The organism is Afipia sp. GW821-FHT04G03, assembly GCF_059419985.1.
The window spans coordinates 575,083-593,168 of sequence record NZ_JBWKSV010000004.1; the positions used below are offsets into that span (position 1 = coordinate 575,083).

Annotated in this window: 18 protein-coding genes; 5 read left to right on the forward strand and 13 right to left on the reverse strand. The window is 63.9% G+C overall.

What is annotated here, in order from left to right; all coding sequences use genetic code 11:
• Positions 1–82: 82 nt before the first annotated feature.
• Entirely contained in the window at positions 83–388 is a 306-nt protein-coding gene (locus tag AC07UB_RS20925) for a hypothetical protein (protein ID WP_492791876.1), read from the reverse strand.
• Between the two features lie 310 nt (positions 389–698).
• Here AC07UB_RS20925 and mutL point away from each other — a divergent pair, with 310 nt between their 5' ends.
• Complete coding sequence (gene mutL, locus AC07UB_RS20930) at positions 699–2,525, forward strand: DNA mismatch repair endonuclease MutL (protein ID WP_492791875.1); 1,827 nt, start codon at positions 699–701, stop codon at positions 2,523–2,525.
• 151 nt (positions 2,526–2,676) lie between these two features.
• Here mutL and rsmD read toward each other — a convergent pair whose 3' ends face one another.
• Both rsmD and AC07UB_RS20940 read right to left on the reverse strand, forming a co-directional pair.
• Positions 2,677–3,237, reverse strand: coding sequence for a 16S rRNA (guanine(966)-N(2))-methyltransferase RsmD (gene rsmD, locus AC07UB_RS20935; protein WP_492791874.1), 561 nt, complete (start codon positions 3,235–3,237; stop codon positions 2,677–2,679).
• A gap of 7 nt (positions 3,238–3,244) precedes the next feature.
• Positions 3,245–5,410 (reverse strand): pseudouridine synthase, encoded by a 2,166-nt coding sequence (locus AC07UB_RS20940; RefSeq protein WP_494653758.1) that lies wholly within the window; start codon positions 5,408–5,410, stop codon positions 3,245–3,247.
• A 171-nt stretch (positions 5,411–5,581) separates the two neighbouring features.
• Between AC07UB_RS20940 and AC07UB_RS20945 the strand changes: the two genes are divergently transcribed.
• The gene (locus tag AC07UB_RS20945) at positions 5,582–6,028 is read left to right on the forward strand and encodes a nucleoside deaminase (RefSeq protein WP_492791872.1); all 447 of its coding nucleotides are present in this window, start codon (positions 5,582–5,584) and stop codon (positions 6,026–6,028) included.
• Positions 6,029–6,144: 116 nt separating this feature from the next.
• On the opposite strand, the gene AC07UB_RS20950 is transcribed toward AC07UB_RS20945, so the two are convergent.
• From AC07UB_RS20950 to purD, 3 genes are read right to left on the reverse strand one after another with little or no spacing between them, the layout of a single operon-like run.
• Entirely contained in the window at positions 6,145–6,591 is a 447-nt protein-coding gene (locus AC07UB_RS20950) for a GNAT family N-acetyltransferase (RefSeq protein WP_492791871.1), read from the reverse strand.
• The gene (locus AC07UB_RS20955; RefSeq protein ID WP_494653755.1) at positions 6,591–7,499 is read right to left on the reverse strand and encodes an alpha/beta fold hydrolase; all 909 of its coding nucleotides are present in this window, start codon (positions 7,497–7,499) and stop codon (positions 6,591–6,593) included. The genes AC07UB_RS20950 and AC07UB_RS20955 overlap by 1 nt, the downstream gene beginning before the upstream one ends.
• Before the next feature lie 51 nt (positions 7,500–7,550).
• Positions 7,551–8,825 (reverse strand): phosphoribosylamine--glycine ligase, encoded by a 1,275-nt coding sequence (gene purD, locus AC07UB_RS20960; RefSeq protein ID WP_494653753.1) that lies wholly within the window; start codon positions 8,823–8,825, stop codon positions 7,551–7,553.
• A gap of 81 nt (positions 8,826–8,906) precedes the next feature.
• Here purD and xseA point away from each other — a divergent pair, with 81 nt between their 5' ends.
• Positions 8,907–10,376, forward strand: a complete 1,470-nt coding sequence (gene xseA / locus AC07UB_RS20965) for an exodeoxyribonuclease VII large subunit (protein WP_494653751.1) — start codon at positions 8,907–8,909, stop codon at positions 10,374–10,376.
• A gap of 113 nt (positions 10,377–10,489) precedes the next feature.
• Positions 10,490–10,714, forward strand: coding sequence for a DUF2093 domain-containing protein (locus AC07UB_RS20970; RefSeq protein ID WP_492791867.1), 225 nt, complete (start codon positions 10,490–10,492; stop codon positions 10,712–10,714).
• 3 nt (positions 10,715–10,717) lie between these two features.
• On the opposite strand, the gene lpxK is transcribed toward AC07UB_RS20970, so the two are convergent.
• The 6 genes from lpxK to AC07UB_RS21000 form a co-directional block, all read right to left on the reverse strand.
• The gene (gene lpxK, locus AC07UB_RS20975; protein WP_494653749.1) at positions 10,718–11,728 is read right to left on the reverse strand and encodes a tetraacyldisaccharide 4'-kinase; all 1,011 of its coding nucleotides are present in this window, start codon (positions 11,726–11,728) and stop codon (positions 10,718–10,720) included.
• A complete protein-coding gene (locus tag AC07UB_RS20980; RefSeq protein ID WP_492791865.1) occupies positions 11,721–13,025 on the reverse strand; it encodes a 3-deoxy-D-manno-octulosonic acid transferase in 1,305 nt (434 codons plus the stop codon). The genes lpxK and AC07UB_RS20980 overlap by 8 nt, the downstream gene beginning before the upstream one ends.
• On the reverse strand, positions 13,018–13,731 hold the full coding sequence (locus tag AC07UB_RS20985) for a lysophospholipid acyltransferase family protein (RefSeq protein ID WP_494653747.1): 714 nt from the start codon (positions 13,729–13,731) through the stop codon (positions 13,018–13,020). The genes AC07UB_RS20980 and AC07UB_RS20985 overlap by 8 nt, the downstream gene beginning before the upstream one ends.
• On the reverse strand, positions 13,728–13,976 hold the full coding sequence (locus AC07UB_RS20990) for a DUF4170 domain-containing protein (protein ID WP_492791863.1): 249 nt from the start codon (positions 13,974–13,976) through the stop codon (positions 13,728–13,730). The genes AC07UB_RS20985 and AC07UB_RS20990 overlap by 4 nt, the downstream gene beginning before the upstream one ends.
• A gap of 63 nt (positions 13,977–14,039) precedes the next feature.
• Entirely contained in the window at positions 14,040–14,855 is an 816-nt protein-coding gene (locus tag AC07UB_RS20995) for a 3'(2'),5'-bisphosphate nucleotidase CysQ (RefSeq protein WP_492791862.1), read from the reverse strand.
• Positions 14,842–16,266, reverse strand: coding sequence for a TldD/PmbA family protein (locus AC07UB_RS21000; protein WP_494653744.1), 1,425 nt, complete (start codon positions 16,264–16,266; stop codon positions 14,842–14,844). The genes AC07UB_RS20995 and AC07UB_RS21000 overlap by 14 nt, the downstream gene beginning before the upstream one ends.
• A 304-nt stretch (positions 16,267–16,570) precedes the next feature.
• Here AC07UB_RS21000 and AC07UB_RS21005 point away from each other — a divergent pair, with 304 nt between their 5' ends.
• Positions 16,571–17,101 (forward strand): DUF6101 family protein, encoded by a 531-nt coding sequence (locus tag AC07UB_RS21005; protein ID WP_494653742.1) that lies wholly within the window; start codon positions 16,571–16,573, stop codon positions 17,099–17,101.
• A gap of 3 nt (positions 17,102–17,104) precedes the next feature.
• Here the strand turns inward: AC07UB_RS21005 and ubiA are convergent, their stop codons facing one another.
• On the reverse strand, positions 17,105–18,037 hold the full coding sequence (gene ubiA / locus AC07UB_RS21010; RefSeq protein WP_494653740.1) for a 4-hydroxybenzoate octaprenyltransferase: 933 nt from the start codon (positions 18,035–18,037) through the stop codon (positions 17,105–17,107).
• Between the last annotated feature and the right edge of the window lie 49 nt (positions 18,038–18,086).

The window sequence follows — 18,086 nt, forward strand, 5'->3', positions numbered from 1 at the left end:
GTCCAACTGAAGAAACGGCAGCGCGAAAAACTCCGGCCGCGAAGCGACCGGAGTTCTGAAGGGAGGCGTTTTTCAAGAACGCTTAGCGCTTGAGGCCACCAGCGGCGGCACCGGCAGCTCCGTTGACGGCTCCTCCGCCGGCACCGGCTCCAACCGTACCCCTCGCACCCGTGTGGCTGCCGGCACCGACACTGGCGCCCGAACCTCCAGCGCTTGAATCAATACCGACACCGGTATTGGCCCCGCCAGACACGCCGGCAGGACCTGTGACCCCACCCTGTGCACCACCGCGAACCCGTGAGTCGGACGAAACACCCTGTGCCAGCACCGTGCCGGTCAGCATTGCCGAGGTTGCGAGTACAATCGCCGCTGTTTTTACAACCTTCATCCACTTCTCCTTGAATGACGACCCTCAATCCGGATTCTGCTCATGAGCCGTTCGCATTTGCCGGATCAGGCCGCCGGGAAACTCTCGCGAACGACGCAAGCGGATGCAATCTGCGTCGTGTGACCGTTGTTCAGAGATTTCGAGGTGATTTCGGGGAGTTTCCGCCATATCCAGACCGCATATACGGCAAGCTCACGGGGCCCGCTGCGATCTGGTGAAAGACGCGCAAATCATGTGGTCAAGGCTCCCTTTGCTCCATCCGACCAGATAAAATGCACCGGACATTGCCGCGAGTCGCGTCAGGAATCCCATGCCCGTCCGCCAGCTACCCATCCAGGTCGTCAACCGCATCGCTGCCGGCGAAGTGGTGGAGCGGCCCGCGAGCGCGGTGAAGGAACTGGTCGAGAACGCCATCGACGCCGGTGCGTCGCGCATCGATATTTTCACCGAGGGCGGCGGACGCAGGCGAATCGCCATCACCGACAACGGTGCGGGAATGACGCGCAGCGATCTCGCGCTGTCGGTGGATCGCCACGCAACCTCGAAGCTCGACGACGAAGACCTGCTGCGAATTCGCACGCTCGGGTTTCGCGGCGAAGCGCTGCCGTCGATTGGCGCGGTGGCGAAACTCGCCATCACCACGCGACACGCATCTGAGCCCCACGCGTGGTCGCTGAATGTCAATGCCGGAGAAAAGTCCGACGTGACGCCCGCCGCCTTGACAGGTGGCACGCGTGTCGAGGTCAGCGATCTGTTCTATGCGACACCCGCGCGATTGAAATTCCTCAAGACCGATCGCACCGAAGCCGAAGCCGTCCGCGAGGTGGTGCGGCGTCTGGCGATGGCGCGGCCCGATGTTGCATTCTCGCTCTCGGGCGAGGAACGCGCGCCGGTGACATGGGCTGCTGCATTGCCGGGCGCGGCGGGACGGCTGACACGGCTCGGCGATATTCTCGGCGCGGATTTTCGCGCCAGCGCCATCGAGGTCCGCTCCGAACGCGACGGCGTCAGCGTCGAAGGCTTCGCGGCAGCACCGTCACTGACCCGCGCCAATGCGCTCGGGCAATATCTGTTCGTCAATGGGCGGCCGGTGCGCGACAAACTTATTCTCGGCGCGGTGCGTGCAGCCTATTCGGACTACCTGCCGCGTGACCGGCATCCGGTGGTCGCGCTGTTCGTGACGCTCGACACGCAGGAGGTCGACGCCAACGTGCACCCAGCCAAGACCGAGGTGCGCTTCCGCAATGCCGGTCTGGTTCGCGCACTGATCGTGCACGCGCTGAAGGACGGGCTCGCGCGCGAAGGCAAGCGCACGGCGGCGAATTCCGACGGCGCGGCGATCATGGCATTCCGGCCGGGCAGCATTCCGCGCGGCGGCTGGGACTGGCGGCGTTCACCGAATTATCCGCCGGCCGCATTCGACAGCGAGACAGCCCCATCCTATGCACCATCTTTCGAAACAGGCGCGTTCGCGGAAGCCGCGCAGGCCGTGTTCGACACCGGCGCGCCGACTGCGGATCTGCGCGCCAATGCCATGCCCACGGGCGATCTGCTCGACCGTCCGCTTGGCGCCGCGCGCACGCAGATCCATGAAACCTATATCGTGTCGCAGACCCGCGACGGCCTTGTGGTGGTGGACCAGCATGCCGCCCACGAGCGCATCGTCTACGAACGCCTGAAGGCTTCGCTCGAACGTAACGGCGTGCAGCGGCAGATCCTGCTCATTCCCGAGATCGTCGAGATGGACGAAGCCTCCGTCGAGAAACTGGTGGCGCGCGCGGACGAGCTTGAAAAATTCGGACTCAGCATCGAGTCGTTCGGCCCCGGCGCGGTGGCTGTGCGCGAGACGCCGTCCTTATTGGGCAAGACCGATGCAGCCTCGTTGCTGCGCGATCTCGCCGAGCACATGGCGGAATGGGACGAGGCTCTGCCCCTCGAACGGCGGCTGATGCATGTCGCGGCAACCATGGCCTGTCACGGCTCGGTGCGCGCGGGGCGCATCCTCAAGCCGGAGGAAATGAATGCGCTATTGCGCGAGATGGAAGTGACGCCGAATTCCGGCCAGTGCAATCACGGCCGCCCGACTTACGTCGAACTCAAGCTTGCGGACATCGAGAAGCTGTTCGGGCGACGATAAAGCCGCTTACAATCACAAAGGCAAAACGGTGACGGTCTTCGCTGCAAAAGGCGAAACGGCAGACGAATTACGATGCCCCGGCGAATTCAGATTCAGCATCGAAGATGCGTCTAAATTCACTTGACTCGTTACATCTGAATGAAAATTCAAGCTATGCTGAAGCTGTTGCGCGCAGAAACGTGAACTCGGTCTCGTCATAGGCGCGGCGTTCGAGTTCCTCAAAGCCGTCACTTGCGACAAATGCCGCCTTTGATTCCTCCACCACCACCAGCGCCTCCGGCGTCAGCCATTTGCCGTCGCGCAATGACGCAAGCGCCTTGTCAGCAAGACCGCGCTTGTACGGCGGATCGATAAACACCAGAGAGAACGGCTCCATCGGATAGGCCGGACCGAGATTAGTGGCGTCGCGGCGATAGACTTTTGTCACGCCGCCAAGTCCCAGCGCTTCGACATTGTTGCGCAGAAGCGCCCGCGCCTCCGCGCCGTTGTCCACGAACAGCGTGAACGCCGCACCGCGCGAGACAGCCTCGATCCCGAGAGCGCCGGTGCCGGCGAACAGATCGAGCGCACGCGCGCCGTCGATGGGATTCTCGTAGGCGTGCATCAGGATGTTGAACAGCGCCTCGCGCAGGCGATCCTGCGTCGGGCGAATGTCATTCGACGAGGGCGAGGCGATGTTACGGCCTCTCAGACGTCCACCAACGACGCGCATGATAAGTTCAGTCTTCCGTGAAATCGGTTGGCGGCTTCATGTCGCGCTTGCCTTTGTAGCCGCGCGTCGGACGGCGCGGCGGACCGAATCCGCTGGCCTCTTCCTCGTTGCGCGCGCGCGCCTCGTCGCTGCCGGCGCGCGTCACCAGGATACGACGGCCCTTGCGGTCGGCAATCAATCCGCTTTTGGAGCCGGCGGGCTTGATGCGGCCCTTGATGCGCGGGGTATCGTCGCCTTCAGCAGCTTCCTTCACCGGCTTGTCGAACTGCGCGCCGGACATGGCGACGATCTTGTCGCCGAGCTGATCGCGCAGCACCCGCGACTTGATCTCCTCGACCTGGCCTTCCTCGATCTCGCCCAACTGGAACGGGCCGTAGGAAATCCGGATCAGACGGTTCACCTCAAGACCGAGATGCGCCATCACATTGCGGACTTCGCGGTTCTTGCCTTCACGGATCGCGAACACGATCCAGACGTTGGCGGCCTTGTCGCGCTCCAGTGTCGCATCGATGGAGCCGTATTTGACGCCATCGACCTCGACGCCCTTTTTCAGTTCGTCGAGTTGACCCTGGGTGACGTCGCCATGGGCGCGCACGCGATAGCGCCGCAGCCAGCCGGTGTCCGGCAGTTCCAGCGCACGGGCGAGCCCGCCGTCATTGGTCAGCAGCAGCAGGCCTTCGGTGTTGAAATCGAGACGCCCGATGCTGATAAGGCGCGGCAGGCCCTCGGGCAGATTGTCGAACACCGTGGGACGGCCCTCGGGATCGTCATGGGTCGTCATCAGGCCGCGCGGCTTGTGATACAGAAACAGCCGCGTGCGCTCGCGCTCCGGCAACGGCTTGCCGTCAATGGTGACGACGTCGTTGGTGGTGATGTCGAGCGCCGGCGAATTGATGACGCGGCCGTTCACGGCGACCCGGCCCTGCACGATCCAGTCCTCGGCGTCGCGGCGCGAGCAAAGCCCCGCCCGCGCGACAATCTTGGCGATGCGCTCGCCGCTCTTCTTTTTCTCAGGAACGGCGCGCGGCGGGCGCTTGTCGAAATCAGGCTTGCGCTCGCGATAGGCGCCACGGCCACCGAAGGCCGGGCGTTTTGCGAAGACCTTGCTGTCGTCCTCGTTCTCGCGGCGCGGGCGGTCACCGGTCTCGCTGCGCGGGTGTTCCTGCCAGTCGCTGCGGCCACGCGGCGCGCGATCCTCGCGCGGCTTGTCGAAGCGGGGACGATCGAATTTCGCACGGTCATCTCTCGGACGATCGAACTTGCGCGGGCCGCGATCTGCGCCGGCCGGGCGTTCGGGGCGATCTTCGCGTGGACGCGAGAACCTCGGACGCTCGCTCGAACCACGGTCGTCGCGCGGTTTGTCGAAACGCGGCTTGTCGAACCGCTTTCCGCCGTCACGCGACGGTTCGCGCTTCTGCCAGGGTTTATCGCCGCCGCGATCCTCGCCACGGTTGAATTCCTTGCGCGGCCCGCGATCCGGCGCGCCACGCGAAGGCCGGTCATCACGATTGAAGCGCGGGCGTTCGTCGCGTTGCGGCCTGTCGTCCCGGTTGAAGCGGGCGGGACGTGCATCGCCGCCTTCGCCGCGCGGCGTGTAAGGCCGCTTCTCGCCAAACTTCTTGTCCTGGAAACGTCCGGCGCCTGCACTGCGCGGCGCGCGATCATCGCGGTCACGCGGCTTGAAGGAACGACCCTCGCCACGATCCTCGCGCGGCTTGAACGGACGACCTTCGCTGCGATCGCCACGCGGCTTGAACGAACGGGCTTCTCCGCGATCCTCACGCGGCTTGAACGAGCGCCCTTCGGGACGATCGCCACGTGGCTTGAACGGCGCACGGCCCTCGCCGCGATCCTCGCGCGGCTTGAATGAACGTGCTTCCCCGCGATCTCGCGAACCGAAATCCTTGCGCGGTCCACGATCCGCGCGATCATCGCGCTGCGGACGATCGTCGCGTTTACCGGCGTAAGGCTTGGCTGCGTAAGGTTTGGCGCCCGGGCTGCGGGCGGCATATGGCCGCTTGTCGCCAAATTTCTTGTCGCCACCGCGCGGGCCTGCGCCACTGCGTCCGCCCGGGCCTGTCGAACGGCCCTTGCCGCCGCCCTTGTAACCCGCACCGGCTCCGCCTTCACGGCGCGGCGGACGACCGTTGTTTTTATCGTTATCGCGGGGCATGAATGATCTCTCAGGACTTGTGGCAGACTATATCGCGGCTGCGCGCTTTCGTGAAACCGGATCGGCATCGGCAAGGCGCGCCCCTGTCGATCAGGGCGTCTCTCACGCAAAACCGGTCATCACGTTTGCTGAAGCGGACCTACTAACAGAGTTTTCCGGCGGATACGAGGCATGACGGCACGATCTTTCATGGATTTGGCGCTGAAACAGGCGAAAATCGCCGAAACGGCGGGTGAAGTGCCGATCGGATGCGTCATCGTCCGGGATGGCGAGGTGATCGCGCAGGCCGGCAACCGCACCCTCGCCGACCGCGATCCGACCGCCCACGCCGAGATTCTGGCGATCCGCGAAGCCGCGCGCGTGACCGGCAGCGAGCGCCTGACCGATTGCGATCTCTATGTCACGCTGGAGCCCTGCACCATGTGCGCGGGCGCGGTGTCCTTCGCGCGCATCCGCCGGCTCTATTATGGCGCAGCCGATCCGAAGGGCGGCGCGGTGGACTCAGGCGTCAGGTTTTTCGCGTCGCCCACCTGCCATCACGCGCCGGAGATTTATCCCTCGGTCGGAGAGCGCGAGGCCGCGGCGCTGCTGACGAATTTTTTCAAGGCGAGAAGGTAAGTTGAATTGCGTCATTCCGGGGCGCGAGTGAAACGAGCGAACCGGGAATCTCGATGAGCTCTGCGAGATTCCAGATCAGCCCGCTTCGCGGCCTGTCCGGAATGACGGCGTGAAACTCACAAATCCAGCTTCATGCCCTCGTGGGACGCCTCGAAACCAAGCCGCTTGTAAAAGCGGTGCGCGTCAAGTCGCTGCTTGTTGGTCGTGAGCTGCAACTGCTTGCAGCCGCGCGTGCGGGATTTGGCGACAATCGCATCGATCATCTGTTCGCCGATTCCGAGACCGCGCAGCGAGCGATCCACCCGCACGCCCTCGACCTTCGCAATCCAGCTGCCGCCATAGGACATGCCGGGAATGAAGGTGAGCTGCAGACAGCCCATCACCGCACCATTCTCGTCCCAGACATAAAGCGTGTTGTTCGGGTCCGCCGCGATGACGTCGAACGCAGCATGATACGCCGCCATGTCGCCGGACAGATCCTCGCGGCCCCGCGCGACCTCATCGTCGGCCAGCATCTCGATAATGCGGCGAATGTCTTCCCGCCGTGCCTCGCGTAATGCCATCAGTCCTGCCCCGAAAAGAATTTCAGCAATGCCGCAGCCGTGGCTTGCGGGTTTTCCTCCGGCAGAAAATGCCCGGAATCGATCGGCTCACCCCGCACATCGGCCGCCCACCTGCGCCATGACTCGATCGGGCTGCTTGCCGACGACGCGATCCCCGCGGCACCCCACAGCGCCAGCAGCGGCACCGTGATCTTTTTCCCCGCATCGAGATCGGTCTTGTCATGTTCGAAATCGGCGTAAGCCCCTGCGCGATAATCCTCGCAAGCCGCGTGAATGCGCAGCGGGTCGCGAAAAGCGGTCAGGTAATGTTCGACCGCGCGCGGATCGAACGGATTCGGCCTATCCTTCTTGGCCCAGCTCTTGAACGTGCGGCCGAAATAGTCGTCGGGATTCGAAGCGATCAAATTCTCGGGCAATGGATGCGGCTGCGCCAGGAAGGCCCAATGATAGACGCGAAGGGCGAAGCTGCGATCCATCTTCGACCAGTAATCGTAGGTCGGAAGGATATCCAGTGTCGCCAATCGCGAGAGCCGCCCCGGATGATCGAGCGCAAGCCGATAGGCCACGCGGCCGCCGCGATCATGCCCGGCGAGCGCGAATTGCACATGTCCCAGTTTTTCCATCGCCTCGATCATCACCTGCGCCATGGCGCGCTTGGTGAACGGCGTGTGGTCGGCATCGGTCTTCGGGACGTCCGACCAGCCGTAGCCGGGCAGATCGGGGATCACGAGGGTGAATTTGTCCGCAAGCGCCGGGGCCACGCGATGCCACATCACATGCGTTTGCGGATAGCCATGCAGCAACAGCAGCGGCGGGCCCTTTCCGCCGACGCGCGCAAAGATGCGCCCGCCGCGGGTGCTGATCCATTCGGATGCGAAGCCGGGAAACAGATCAGCGAGATCGGACATGCTCAGTTCTCCGTATTCGCGGGGACGACATCGTAAATGGGGGCCGCCCGTCTAGCTTTTCAACGCTTTCTCGCGCGCGACAGCCTGCCAGCCGATGTCGCGGCGGCAGAAGCCTTCCGGCCACCGGATGCGATCAATCGCTTCATAGGCGCGGCGCTGCGCCTCGCTGACGGTCGCGGCCGTCGCGGTCACGTTCAAGACACGTCCGCCATTGGCGAGAATATGTCCGCCCTCGGATTTCGTGCCGGCATGAAATATCTCGACGCCCTCGACTTGCGCAGCAGCATCGAGGCCGTCGATCCGCGTGCCCTTGGCGTAGTCGCCGGGATAACCTTTCGCCGCCATCACCACGGTCAGCGCCGGCTCCGGATGCCAGCGCAGATCGAAATGTTTCAACTCGCCGTCCACCGACGCCAGCAGCGCCGGCACGATGTCCGACGTCAGGCGCATCATCAGCACCTGCGTCTCGGGATCGCCGAACCGCGCATTATATTCGATCAGCTTCGGGCCATCCTTCGTGATCATCAGGCCCGCGAACAGCACACCCTTGTAGGGCATCCCCATCGCCTTCATCGCACGCAGCGTCGGCAAAATGATCTCGTTCATCGTCCGCTCGCGCACGGCATCGGTGAACACGGGCGCGGGAGAATACGCGCCCATGCCGCCGGTGTTCGGACCCTTGTCGCCCTCGTAGGCGCGCTTGTGATCTTGTGCCGCCACCAATGGCAGCGCGTTGTCGCCGTCGCACAGCACGAAGAACGAGGCTTCCTCGCCCTCCATGAATTCTTCGACCACGGCTTCCGCGCCCGCTGAAGTGAACAATGCATCGACCGCGGCTTCCGCCTCGGCCAGCGTCATCGCCACCACGACGCCCTTGCCCGCCGCGAGACCGTCGGCCTTCACGACAATCGGAGCGCCGTGCTTGCGGATGTAGGCCTTCGCCGCATCGGCATCGCGAAAGCGCTCATAGGCCGCGGTCGGAATGTTGTTGGCCTTGCAGATGTCCTTGGTGAAGCCCTTGGAGCTTTCCAGTTGCGACGCCGCCTTGCTCGGGCCGAACGCCTTGATGCCGCTGGCGGCGAGATCATCCACGATGCCGGCGGCGAGCGGCGCTTCGGGGCCGACCACCACCAGATCGATTTTGTTCTGCTTGCAGAAATCAATCACAGCGGCATGGTTCGCCACATCGAGGGCGACGCATTCCGCTTCCTGCGCGATGCCGGCATTGCCCGGCGCGCACCACAATTTCGTCAGCAGCGGCGAGGCCGCCATCTTCCATGCCAGCGCGTGTTCGCGCCCGCCGGAACCGATCAAGAGGATATTCATGGATAAGGGTCGAACCGGCGTTTATGGGATGATAGAACCGTTTAACATGATGCTTCGCCATCGCAACAGATTCGAATCCTGATGAAAGCCACTGCTGCCGAACCGCTGCCCAATTCACCGGAATTCACCGTGTCGGAGCTGTCCTCGGCCCTGAAGCGGACGGTGGAGGACGCCTATGGCCATGTCCGGGTGCGTGGCGAGATTTCAGGCTTTCGCGGGCCGCACTCCTCCGGCCACTGCTATTTCGCGCTGAAAGACGACAGCGCCAAGATCGAGGCGGTGATCTGGAAGGGCGTCCACGGCCGGATGCGGTTCAAGCCGCAGGAAGGCCTTGAGGTCATCGCCACCGGCAAGCTCACCACGTATCCCGGCTCGTCGAAATACCAGATCGTGATCGAGGCCATCGAGCCCGCCGGCGTCGGCGCGCTGATGGCGCTGATGGAAGAACGCAAAAGGAAGCTCGCCGCCGAAGGTCTGTTCGACGAGGCGCGCAAGCAGCTTTTGCCGTGGCTGCCCGAGGTGATCGGCGTCATCACCTCGCCGACGGGTGCTGTGATCCGGGACATCCTGCATCGTCTGGAAGATCGTTTTCCGCGCCATGTTCTCGTCTGGCCGGTGCGCGTGCAGGGCGAAGGCTCCGCCGAACAGATTGCGGCGGCGATCCATGGCTTTAACGCGCTGGAGGAAGGCGGCAGGATTCCGCGTCCGGATCTGCTGATCGTCGCGCGCGGCGGCGGTTCACTGGAGGACCTCTGGTCGTTCAACGAGGAAATCGTGGTGCGCGCCGCGGCAGAGAGCATGATCCCGCTGATTTCGGCGGTCGGCCACGAGACCGACGTGACGCTGATCGATTTCGCCGCCGACAAGCGCGCGCCGACGCCGACCGCCGCCGCCGAAATGGCGGTGCCGGTGCGCGCCGAACTGTTCGTCGAGGTCACGTCGCTGGAGCGGCGCGCGATGCTGTGCTGGCAGCGTGGCCAGGAAACCCGCCGCAGCGAACTGCGCGCGGCGGTGCGCGCACTGCCGAAAGCCACCGAGCTGCTGGACATTCCGCGCCAGCGCCTCGATCGCGCCAGCGCACAATTGCCCCGCGCTCTGCGCGCCAACGCGCATGTCTACGAACGGCGGTTGTCCGCCATCGGCGGACGGCTGACGGTCACGGCGCTGCGCGCGCAGATCGATCGCAGCAAGGAGAAAGTGGAGCGGCTGGCGATCAGCGCGCGGCGCTGCGCGGATCTGCACATCCAGCAGCGTGACACCCGCTTGCGCTACGTGTCGCAGCTTCTGAATGCGCTGTCCTACAAGGGCGTGCTGGAACGCGGCTTCGCACTGGTCCGCGACGAACATGGCGCACCATTGCATGCGGCCGCGGGCGTGAATGCCGGCCAGCGCCTCAGCATCGAATTCACCGACGGCCGCATCGGCGTGACGGCGGACGGTGACGGAACCGCCACCACATCCAAAACGACATCGACGCCGACGCCAGCAAAGCCTGCATCGAAACGAGCCACCGATTTCGGCGTCAAAAAGGTTCAGGGCGACCTGTTCTGAGCCGCAGACAGGGCATGATCCCGTCAAAAGCGGGTTTCCCCTTTTCCAGATAGTGCCTATATTTAAGCAATCTTTCCGGACGATCACTGCCGGACCCCACAAGGACAACACTCGTGCTCAATAAATTCGGGCCTTCCGGCCAGGGCGAAGCGCAGGTCGAGTATCTCGACGGCGATTTCCGCGTGACGTCTCCCGGCTCCTACGTCCGCTGCGCCGTCACCGGCGAACACATCCCGCTGGATGAACTGAAATACTGGAGTGTGGACCGGCAGGAAGCCTATGCGACGCCGGAAGCCGTCTTGAGCCGGCATTATCCCGCGCAGCTGAAAAAGGCCTGAGGCCTATCGCGCGCGTGCTTTCGCCAGCCGCGCCGCCACGAAATTCCGCAACGCCGCTTCATCACTGAATTCCAGCGTGACCGCAAGGACGCGGATATTGTCCGCATGACGCGCGAGCCGTGCGTCGCTGCGGATACGCGCCATGTCCTTTTCGGTCGTCACCAGCGTGAGCGATTGTTCCGCCGCCTCCGACACCAGGCGTTCGATCTCGCCTGGCGTAAACGGATGATGATCGTCGAACGCTCGTTCCTCGATCACGGTCGCGCCGCCCTTGCGCAGCGTGGCGAAGAACCGCTCCGGATCGCCGATCCCCGCGAAAGCCAGCACGCGCTGATTGCGCAGCCCTGAAACCGATTCCTCATCGGGTGCAAGACGCGCGCGCAGAACCGGCGCGCCCCGCGCGGTGACGGCATCGGCGACCGGAGTGGCCGCCTGTCCCTCCCCGATCACAACCAACGCATCGGTGCGCGCGATCTGCGGCGGCAGAGGCGCACGCAGCGGCCCGGCCGGAAACACGCAACCGTTGCCGACGCCGCGTGCCGCATCAATCACGATCAGGGACACATCCTTCACCAGCGCCGGGTTCTGGAATCCGTCGTCAAGCACGACCACGCTCGCCCCCTGTCCGCGCGCGAGGGCCGCTCCGGCGACGCGATCGCGCGAAACGATGACCGGCACGAATGCGGCCATCATCAGCGGCTCGTCGCCGACGTCCGCGGCCGTGTGCAGCGACAGATCGGCACGAACCGGACCCTGAATGGTGCCGCCGTAACCGCGGCTGACGACGAAGGGCTGTTCGCCCATTCCGCGCAGGGTTTGCACAAGCGCCAGTGTTGTGGGTGTCTTGCCCGCGCCGCCGACATGATAATTGCCGACACAAATGACGGGCAGTCCGGCCGATGCACCGGCGCGCGCCATGCGCCGCGCGCTGACGGCGCCGTAAATCGCGCCAAGCGGCGCAAGCAATCGCGACATCAACGATGGCGGCCGATACCAGAAGGCCGGCTCACGCATCGGAGCCCCCTCCCTCCAGCCGCAACTGCAACAAGTACGGCTCGAGCGCACTGAGCGTCTTGTCGAGCGCGCCGCCGAGCCGGCCCACCACCTGCTCGGCAACGCCGACCGATCGCTGCCGCGCGATCGGGTTGACCAGCAAGTGGCCGAGCGACCGCACGAAGTCCTCGTCGGTCTCGGCGCGGATGGCGCCGCCGGCCTGATCGAGCGCTTCATAAATGTCGCTGAAATTGAAGACATGCGGCCCGTGCAGGATCGAAGCACCAAGCTTGATGCCCTCGATCGGATTCTGTCCGCCGTGCGCCACCAGCGATCCGCCCATGAACACCACCGGCGCGATCCGATAGAACAGTCCGAGTTCGCCGAGCGTATCTGCGACATAGATATCCGTGCCGCCGCCGGGCAGTTCATCCTGCGAGCGCAAGGCCACCCGCATTCCGGCCGCCGTCAGCATTTTCGCGATGGCGACGCCGCGCTGCGGATGACGCGGCACGATCACGCTCAGCAGTTGGGGAAACCGCGGCGCGAGACGCCGGTGCGCGTCGAGAACCGCTTCCTCCTCGCCGGGATGGGTGGACGCCGCGACGAACACCTGCCGGCGCTGCACGGCCTCCTTGAGGCGCTCGAGTTTCTTCACATCCGCCGGCAGATTTTCGACGTCCAGCTTGAGATTCCCGGACGTCACGACATTCGGACAACCCAATGCCGCGAAACGCTCGGCGTCGCTGTCGGACTGCGCGAGGCAAAGATCGAAGCATTGCAGCAGCGCGGAGATCGTGCCGCGCAGTTTACTCCAGCGCGGAAACGAACGCGGCGACATGCGGCCGTTGATGATCACCATCGGAATGCGCCGCTCGGCGCTCGACATAATCAGATTGGGCCAGATATCCGACTCGATGAACAGTGCGAGGCCAGGTTTCCAGTGATCGAGAAACGCCGAAACGAAGCGCGGCGAATCGAACGGCACAAACTGGTGGATGACGTCGGGCGGAAACCGCCGTGCGACAATATCCGCCGACGTCACCGTTCCGGAGGTCAGCAGGATGCGGACGTTCAACGCCCGCAACCGCTCGATCAGGCCGGCCGCCGCCAGAACCTCGCCGACGCTCGCGCCGTGAATCCAGATCAGCGGTCCCGGTGGGCGGGCTGCGCTTGCGACACCCCGGCGTTCGCCGATCCGCGCCGGATCTTCCTTACCTTGCTTCAGCCGCCGCGCGATCAGCGGAGACACCAGCGGCGCGGCCATCGCCGACAGCCGCCGGTACGCCGCAAGCGTCGCGGGGAGCGCGCTAGGCATGGATGCCCTCATCCGGCCGGCCGACGATCTGATAGGCGCGACGCGTCACGTCGTTGAGCCGTGTTTCGAGTTGCGCGCGCAGCGTCTGCATCGCCTCGTTGTCCGCGTCGGGCGGCACCCTGATGATCTCGCCGACCGAGATGACGCCGCGCCCGAATGGCAAATGAATGACCGAGCGGTCCCAGTTGTTGAGACGCTTGAAGCGGCTGGTGGCGATCGCCACCGGCAGGATCGGACGGCCCGATTCCCGCGCCAGCATGATGATGCCAAGCCCCGCCTTGCGCGACACCTTCGGCACGTCGGCGGTCAGGGCCATGTTGATCTTCTCGTCCAGCGTGCGCAGCATCGCCTTGAACGCGCTGACGCCGCCCTTGCGGTGGAACGACGTGCCATGATCGCCGGATCCGCGCACGGTTCCGACATCGAGCCGTTCCGCCGCGATGGCATTGATCTCACCATCACGATGGCGCGAAATCAAAACCTTGGCCGGATACTGCTTGCGCTTCAGGAACGGCATCATGAAATGCTGGCCGTGCCAGAACGCGATGATCAGCGGCATGTCCGGCTCGAGTCGCTCGTATGCGTCCGGCGGATCGATGCTGAAACGGTTGGTCCACCACACCAGCCGTAGGAACTCGGCGGCGGTGAAGCCGGCAGCACGATGCAGCCAGCTTGCGCGGCCTAGCTTTCGAAGTGCGGATTTCAACGGGCGGACTTCGCATCGTTGGCGGGGTCGAGCAGCCGGTGGAGATGGACGATGAAATAACGCATGTGCGCGTTATCGACGCTCTGCTGGGCCTTCGCCTTCCATGCCATATGGGCCGTGGCGTAGTTCGGAAACAGGCCGACGACCTCGACCTTGTCGAGATCCTTGAATGTCACGTGATCGAGGTCGAGCAGTTCGCCGCCGATAACGAGGTGAAGCAACTGCGGTTGCACAGTTTCGGACATGAGTCACATTCCCAAAGCGATGACCGGCACTTTGAATTCAAGCACCAAATAAGGACACAAGCATTACAAAATCGGGTTGTCCCGAAAGTGCTTGACGATATGCGCATGGCGCGCACGTCCCGCCGCCACCAGCAATCCATGACGAACGTCGGCCTGATTGTAAACCAGTCGTTCGCCAGCCAGTGTGGTCATTTCCCCGCCTGCTTCGTGCACGATTAAATCGGCCGCGGCAAGGTCCCAGTCGCGGCTATTCCCGCCTGCAAACGCGGCATCAAGCCGCCCTTCCGCCACCCTTACCAGCCGCAACGCCAGCGATCCGATCCGTGGATAAAGGCTTTCGCCGTCCTTCATGCCGCCGAGACGCTCGACCAGCGGCTTCGGTCCGGCAATTTTTGGAAAATCGATGGCGGCCCCCGGCGCTGCTGTGATCGGCAGACCGTTCAGCACGGTGCCGCGCCCGCGCGTTGCAAAAAAGAACTCATCGCTGGCCGGCGCAAACACCGCACCCAATACCGGCGAACCGTCCGCAACCAGCGCGATACTCACCGACCAGTCGTCCTGACGTGCGAGATAGGCGCGCGTGCCGTCGATCGGATCGACGATCCATGTCGGCGATTTGCCGAGCCGCGAGGAATCGTCCTCGCTCTCTTCCGACAGCCATCCGTAATCTGGTGTCGCGGCGCGCAGCCGGGTCTCGATCAGATCGTTGACCGCGATATCGGCCTCGGACACCGGCGACGACTTGCCCTTGATCCAGGTTTTCAATTCGGTGCGGAACAGACTGAGCGCGAGCGCGCCGGCCTCGCGCACCACGCCCTCAAGCAAGGCGGCATCGCGCGTCAGGGCAGCGCCTGCAAACTCGAGGTCAGCGCCCGGCAATCGTCAATCCTTCGATACGCACCGTCGGCGCGTTGACGCCGTACTTGAAAACGAGATCGTTGGCCGGAATCATCGACTTGAAAATCTCGAACAGATGGCCCGCGATGGTCACCTCGCTGACCGCATAGGTCAGTTCGCCGTTCTCGATCCAGAAACCCGCCGCGCCCCGGCTATAGTCGCCGGTGACACCGTTGACGCCCGAGCCGATCAGGTCGGTGACGTAGAAGCCTTCCTTGATATCCGACATCAACTCGGCAGGCGTGGCTTTGCCGGCTTCAAGATGAAGATTGTAGGGCCCGGGCGAAGGCGACGACGACACGCCGCGATGGGCATGACCCGTGGTGGCCATGCCGAGCTCCTTTGCGGTTGCTGAATCCAGCAGCCATGTCGTCAGCACTCCGCCATCGATGATCGCAAGTTTTTTTGTCGCCACGCCTTCGGCGTCGAACGATTGCGACCGCAGGCCGCGCACACGCAGCGGATCGTCGATGATGCGGATGCTGCTGTCGAACAATTGCTGGCCGAGACGGTCTTTCAGAAAACTCGTCTTGCGTGCGATCGATGCCCCGTTCACCGCGCCGACCAGATGGCCGACCAGCGATCCCGAAACGCGCGGATCGAACACCACCGGCACCTTGCAGGTCGCAACCTTGCGCGGATTGAGCCGCGCCACGGTGCGCTCGCCCGCCAGACGCCCGACGCTCGCCGGTGACGCCAGATCGCCGACATGAATCGCCGACGTGAAATCATAGTCACGTTCCATGCCGGTGCCTTCACCGGCAATCGCCGTCATCGAGATGCCCTGGCTCGAGCGCAGATAGGATCCGTGGAAGCCGGTCGAAGTCACGAGCACCATGCCGCCGATACCGGCGGAGGCCGACGCGCCTGAGGATTTCGACACACCCTTGACGGCAAGTCCCGCGGCTTCGGCTTCCTGCGCGCGCCGCTCCAGTTCCTCGACAGACGGCACCTGCGGATCGAGCAGATCGAGATCCGGAAACTGCTTCGCTAGCAAGGACGGATCGGCAAGGCCGACATAGTCGTCATCGGGTGCGACCTTCGCCATCGCCACCGCGCGCTCGGCAAGCTTCGCGGCGCCGTCGCCGCTGATGTCGTTGGTGGAGATGACGGCCTGACGCTTTCCGACGAACACGCGCAGTCCGACGTCATCTCCTTCGGAACGCTCCGATGCTTCAACCTTGCCGTCGCGAATCTCGACGCCTTGCGACACGCCGCGCACCGCGACCGCGTCGGCAGCATCCGCGCCCGCGCGTTTCGCTGCTTCAACGAGCCGCTGCGCCAATGCGCTTAATGCGCTCTGATCGAGAAGTTCGGATGTTGTTGATTTCGCCGACGACGGCTTCGAAGAAGACAACGAAGAGGAGACCCGCGCGTTTGGTGAAGAGTTCACGAACAAATTCCCGAAGCTTGATTGGAACGTCTGGATTGATGAGACTTAGCGGCGAATGCAATATATCATGAGATGTGCCTGTTTTATGCGGACTTCAAGCGTTTTCGCCGCCTTCCGGCAAAGATATTTGGCATAGCCTGGCAAGGTCTCGTCAATCATCTGCGCCAACCTCTCGTCAATCATGAGAAGTGAAGCAATGCCGGTGAGATAGGATTAACCAGCCTTCTTAAGCGGATTCCGACGCCGCTCTGGCATCGTCCACCCATCGACCGGGAACATAATTCCGGCGTGGGAGATAAAAGCCGTGAGGCGTCAATTCGGAGTCGGCGGGGCGCAACCCGTCGGGTCGAGCTGCATGTTGCAGCTCGACCCCCATTCTTTGCCGGTCAGCTTTGAGGCGCGCGATGGCCGCGCCGATGGCGGCGTCAGGCATATCGAAATCCACCGCGAGCGTGTCACCGTGCGCCGTGCCGTCGGCGGCATGCGCATGGCGATCAATGTCCGCGTCAGCGACTTTCTCGGCATCGCGTGCCGCGAAACGAATGACGGACACGCGCTGGTGCTGGTTCATCACGATCCGTCGCTGTCGGTGCCGCTGCTCGTGACGGCTGACGAATTGCAACTCGATCTGGCGTGGCAGATGTGGGGCGATCTGTTCGCATTACCTCAGATCGAGAACGAAGACGACGCTGCGCGCGGACCGGCGCCTCGCCGCCGCCGCCGCAATGTCATCAAGGACCGCCGCCCGAAATTTCTGGTGCGCCGCAAGGCCGGTCGCGCGACATCAGAACAATCCATTCACCGCGGCGAACGCGAGATCATCGCGCGGCACTGAAAATCAGGAACTGCGCAGCACCGCGTCCGCCAGCAATCCGGCGAACAGCAGCAGACCCGCGTCGCGGTTCGACTTGAACAGCCGCAGGCACAACGCCGAGTCGCCGATCCGGATCGTCCGGACCTGCCAGACCAGATGCGCCGCAAACGCCACCAGTCCCGCCCAGGCCAGCCATTGCGAGCCGGCGCGCCACAGCGCCATGCCGATCAGCAGCACGGCAAGGCCATAAAAAATCGTCAGCGCGGCCTGCGTCCGTTCGCCGAACAACAGCGCCGTCGACTTGATGCCGACCAGCACGTCATCCTCGGTGTCCTGATGGGCGTAAATTGTATCGTAGGCGATAACCCAGGCGATCGATCCTGCATAGAGGATGAGCGCCGTCGCATCGATACGGCCAAGAATAACCGCAAAGCCCATCAGCGCTCCCCATGAGAACGCAAGACCAAGGGTCGCCTGAGGCCAGTAGGTAATGCGCTTCATGAAGGGATAGACCGCGACGATCACGAGCGAGGCGATGCCGGTCATGATCGCGAAGCGGTTGAATTGCAGCAGCACCGCAAGCCCGACCAGCGCCTGGATCACCAGAAAAATCGCGGCCTGTGTCACCGTCACCTGGCCCGACGGGATCGGTCGCGACCGGGTGCGCTCGACCCGGTTATCGAGATCCCGGTCCGTGATGTCGTTCCAGGTGCAGCCCGCGCCGCGCATCACCATCGCGCCGATCAGAAACAACACGATGACAAGCGGCAGACCGCGCACGTCATGGGCGATGCCCGCGGCCAATGCCGCCGACCACCAGCACGGCATCAGCAACAGCCACCATCCGATCGGGCGGTCGAAACGCGAGAGGCGCAGATAGGGCCGCATCCAGAGCGGCGCGTGGGTATCGACCCAATTCGCGGTGGAGTCGGCGACGGGGGCTGCGGCGTTGCTCATCCCAAGCCTTCTGCTCTAAGCCTTTTGTGCCTTTTAGCTCGGAGCGCGC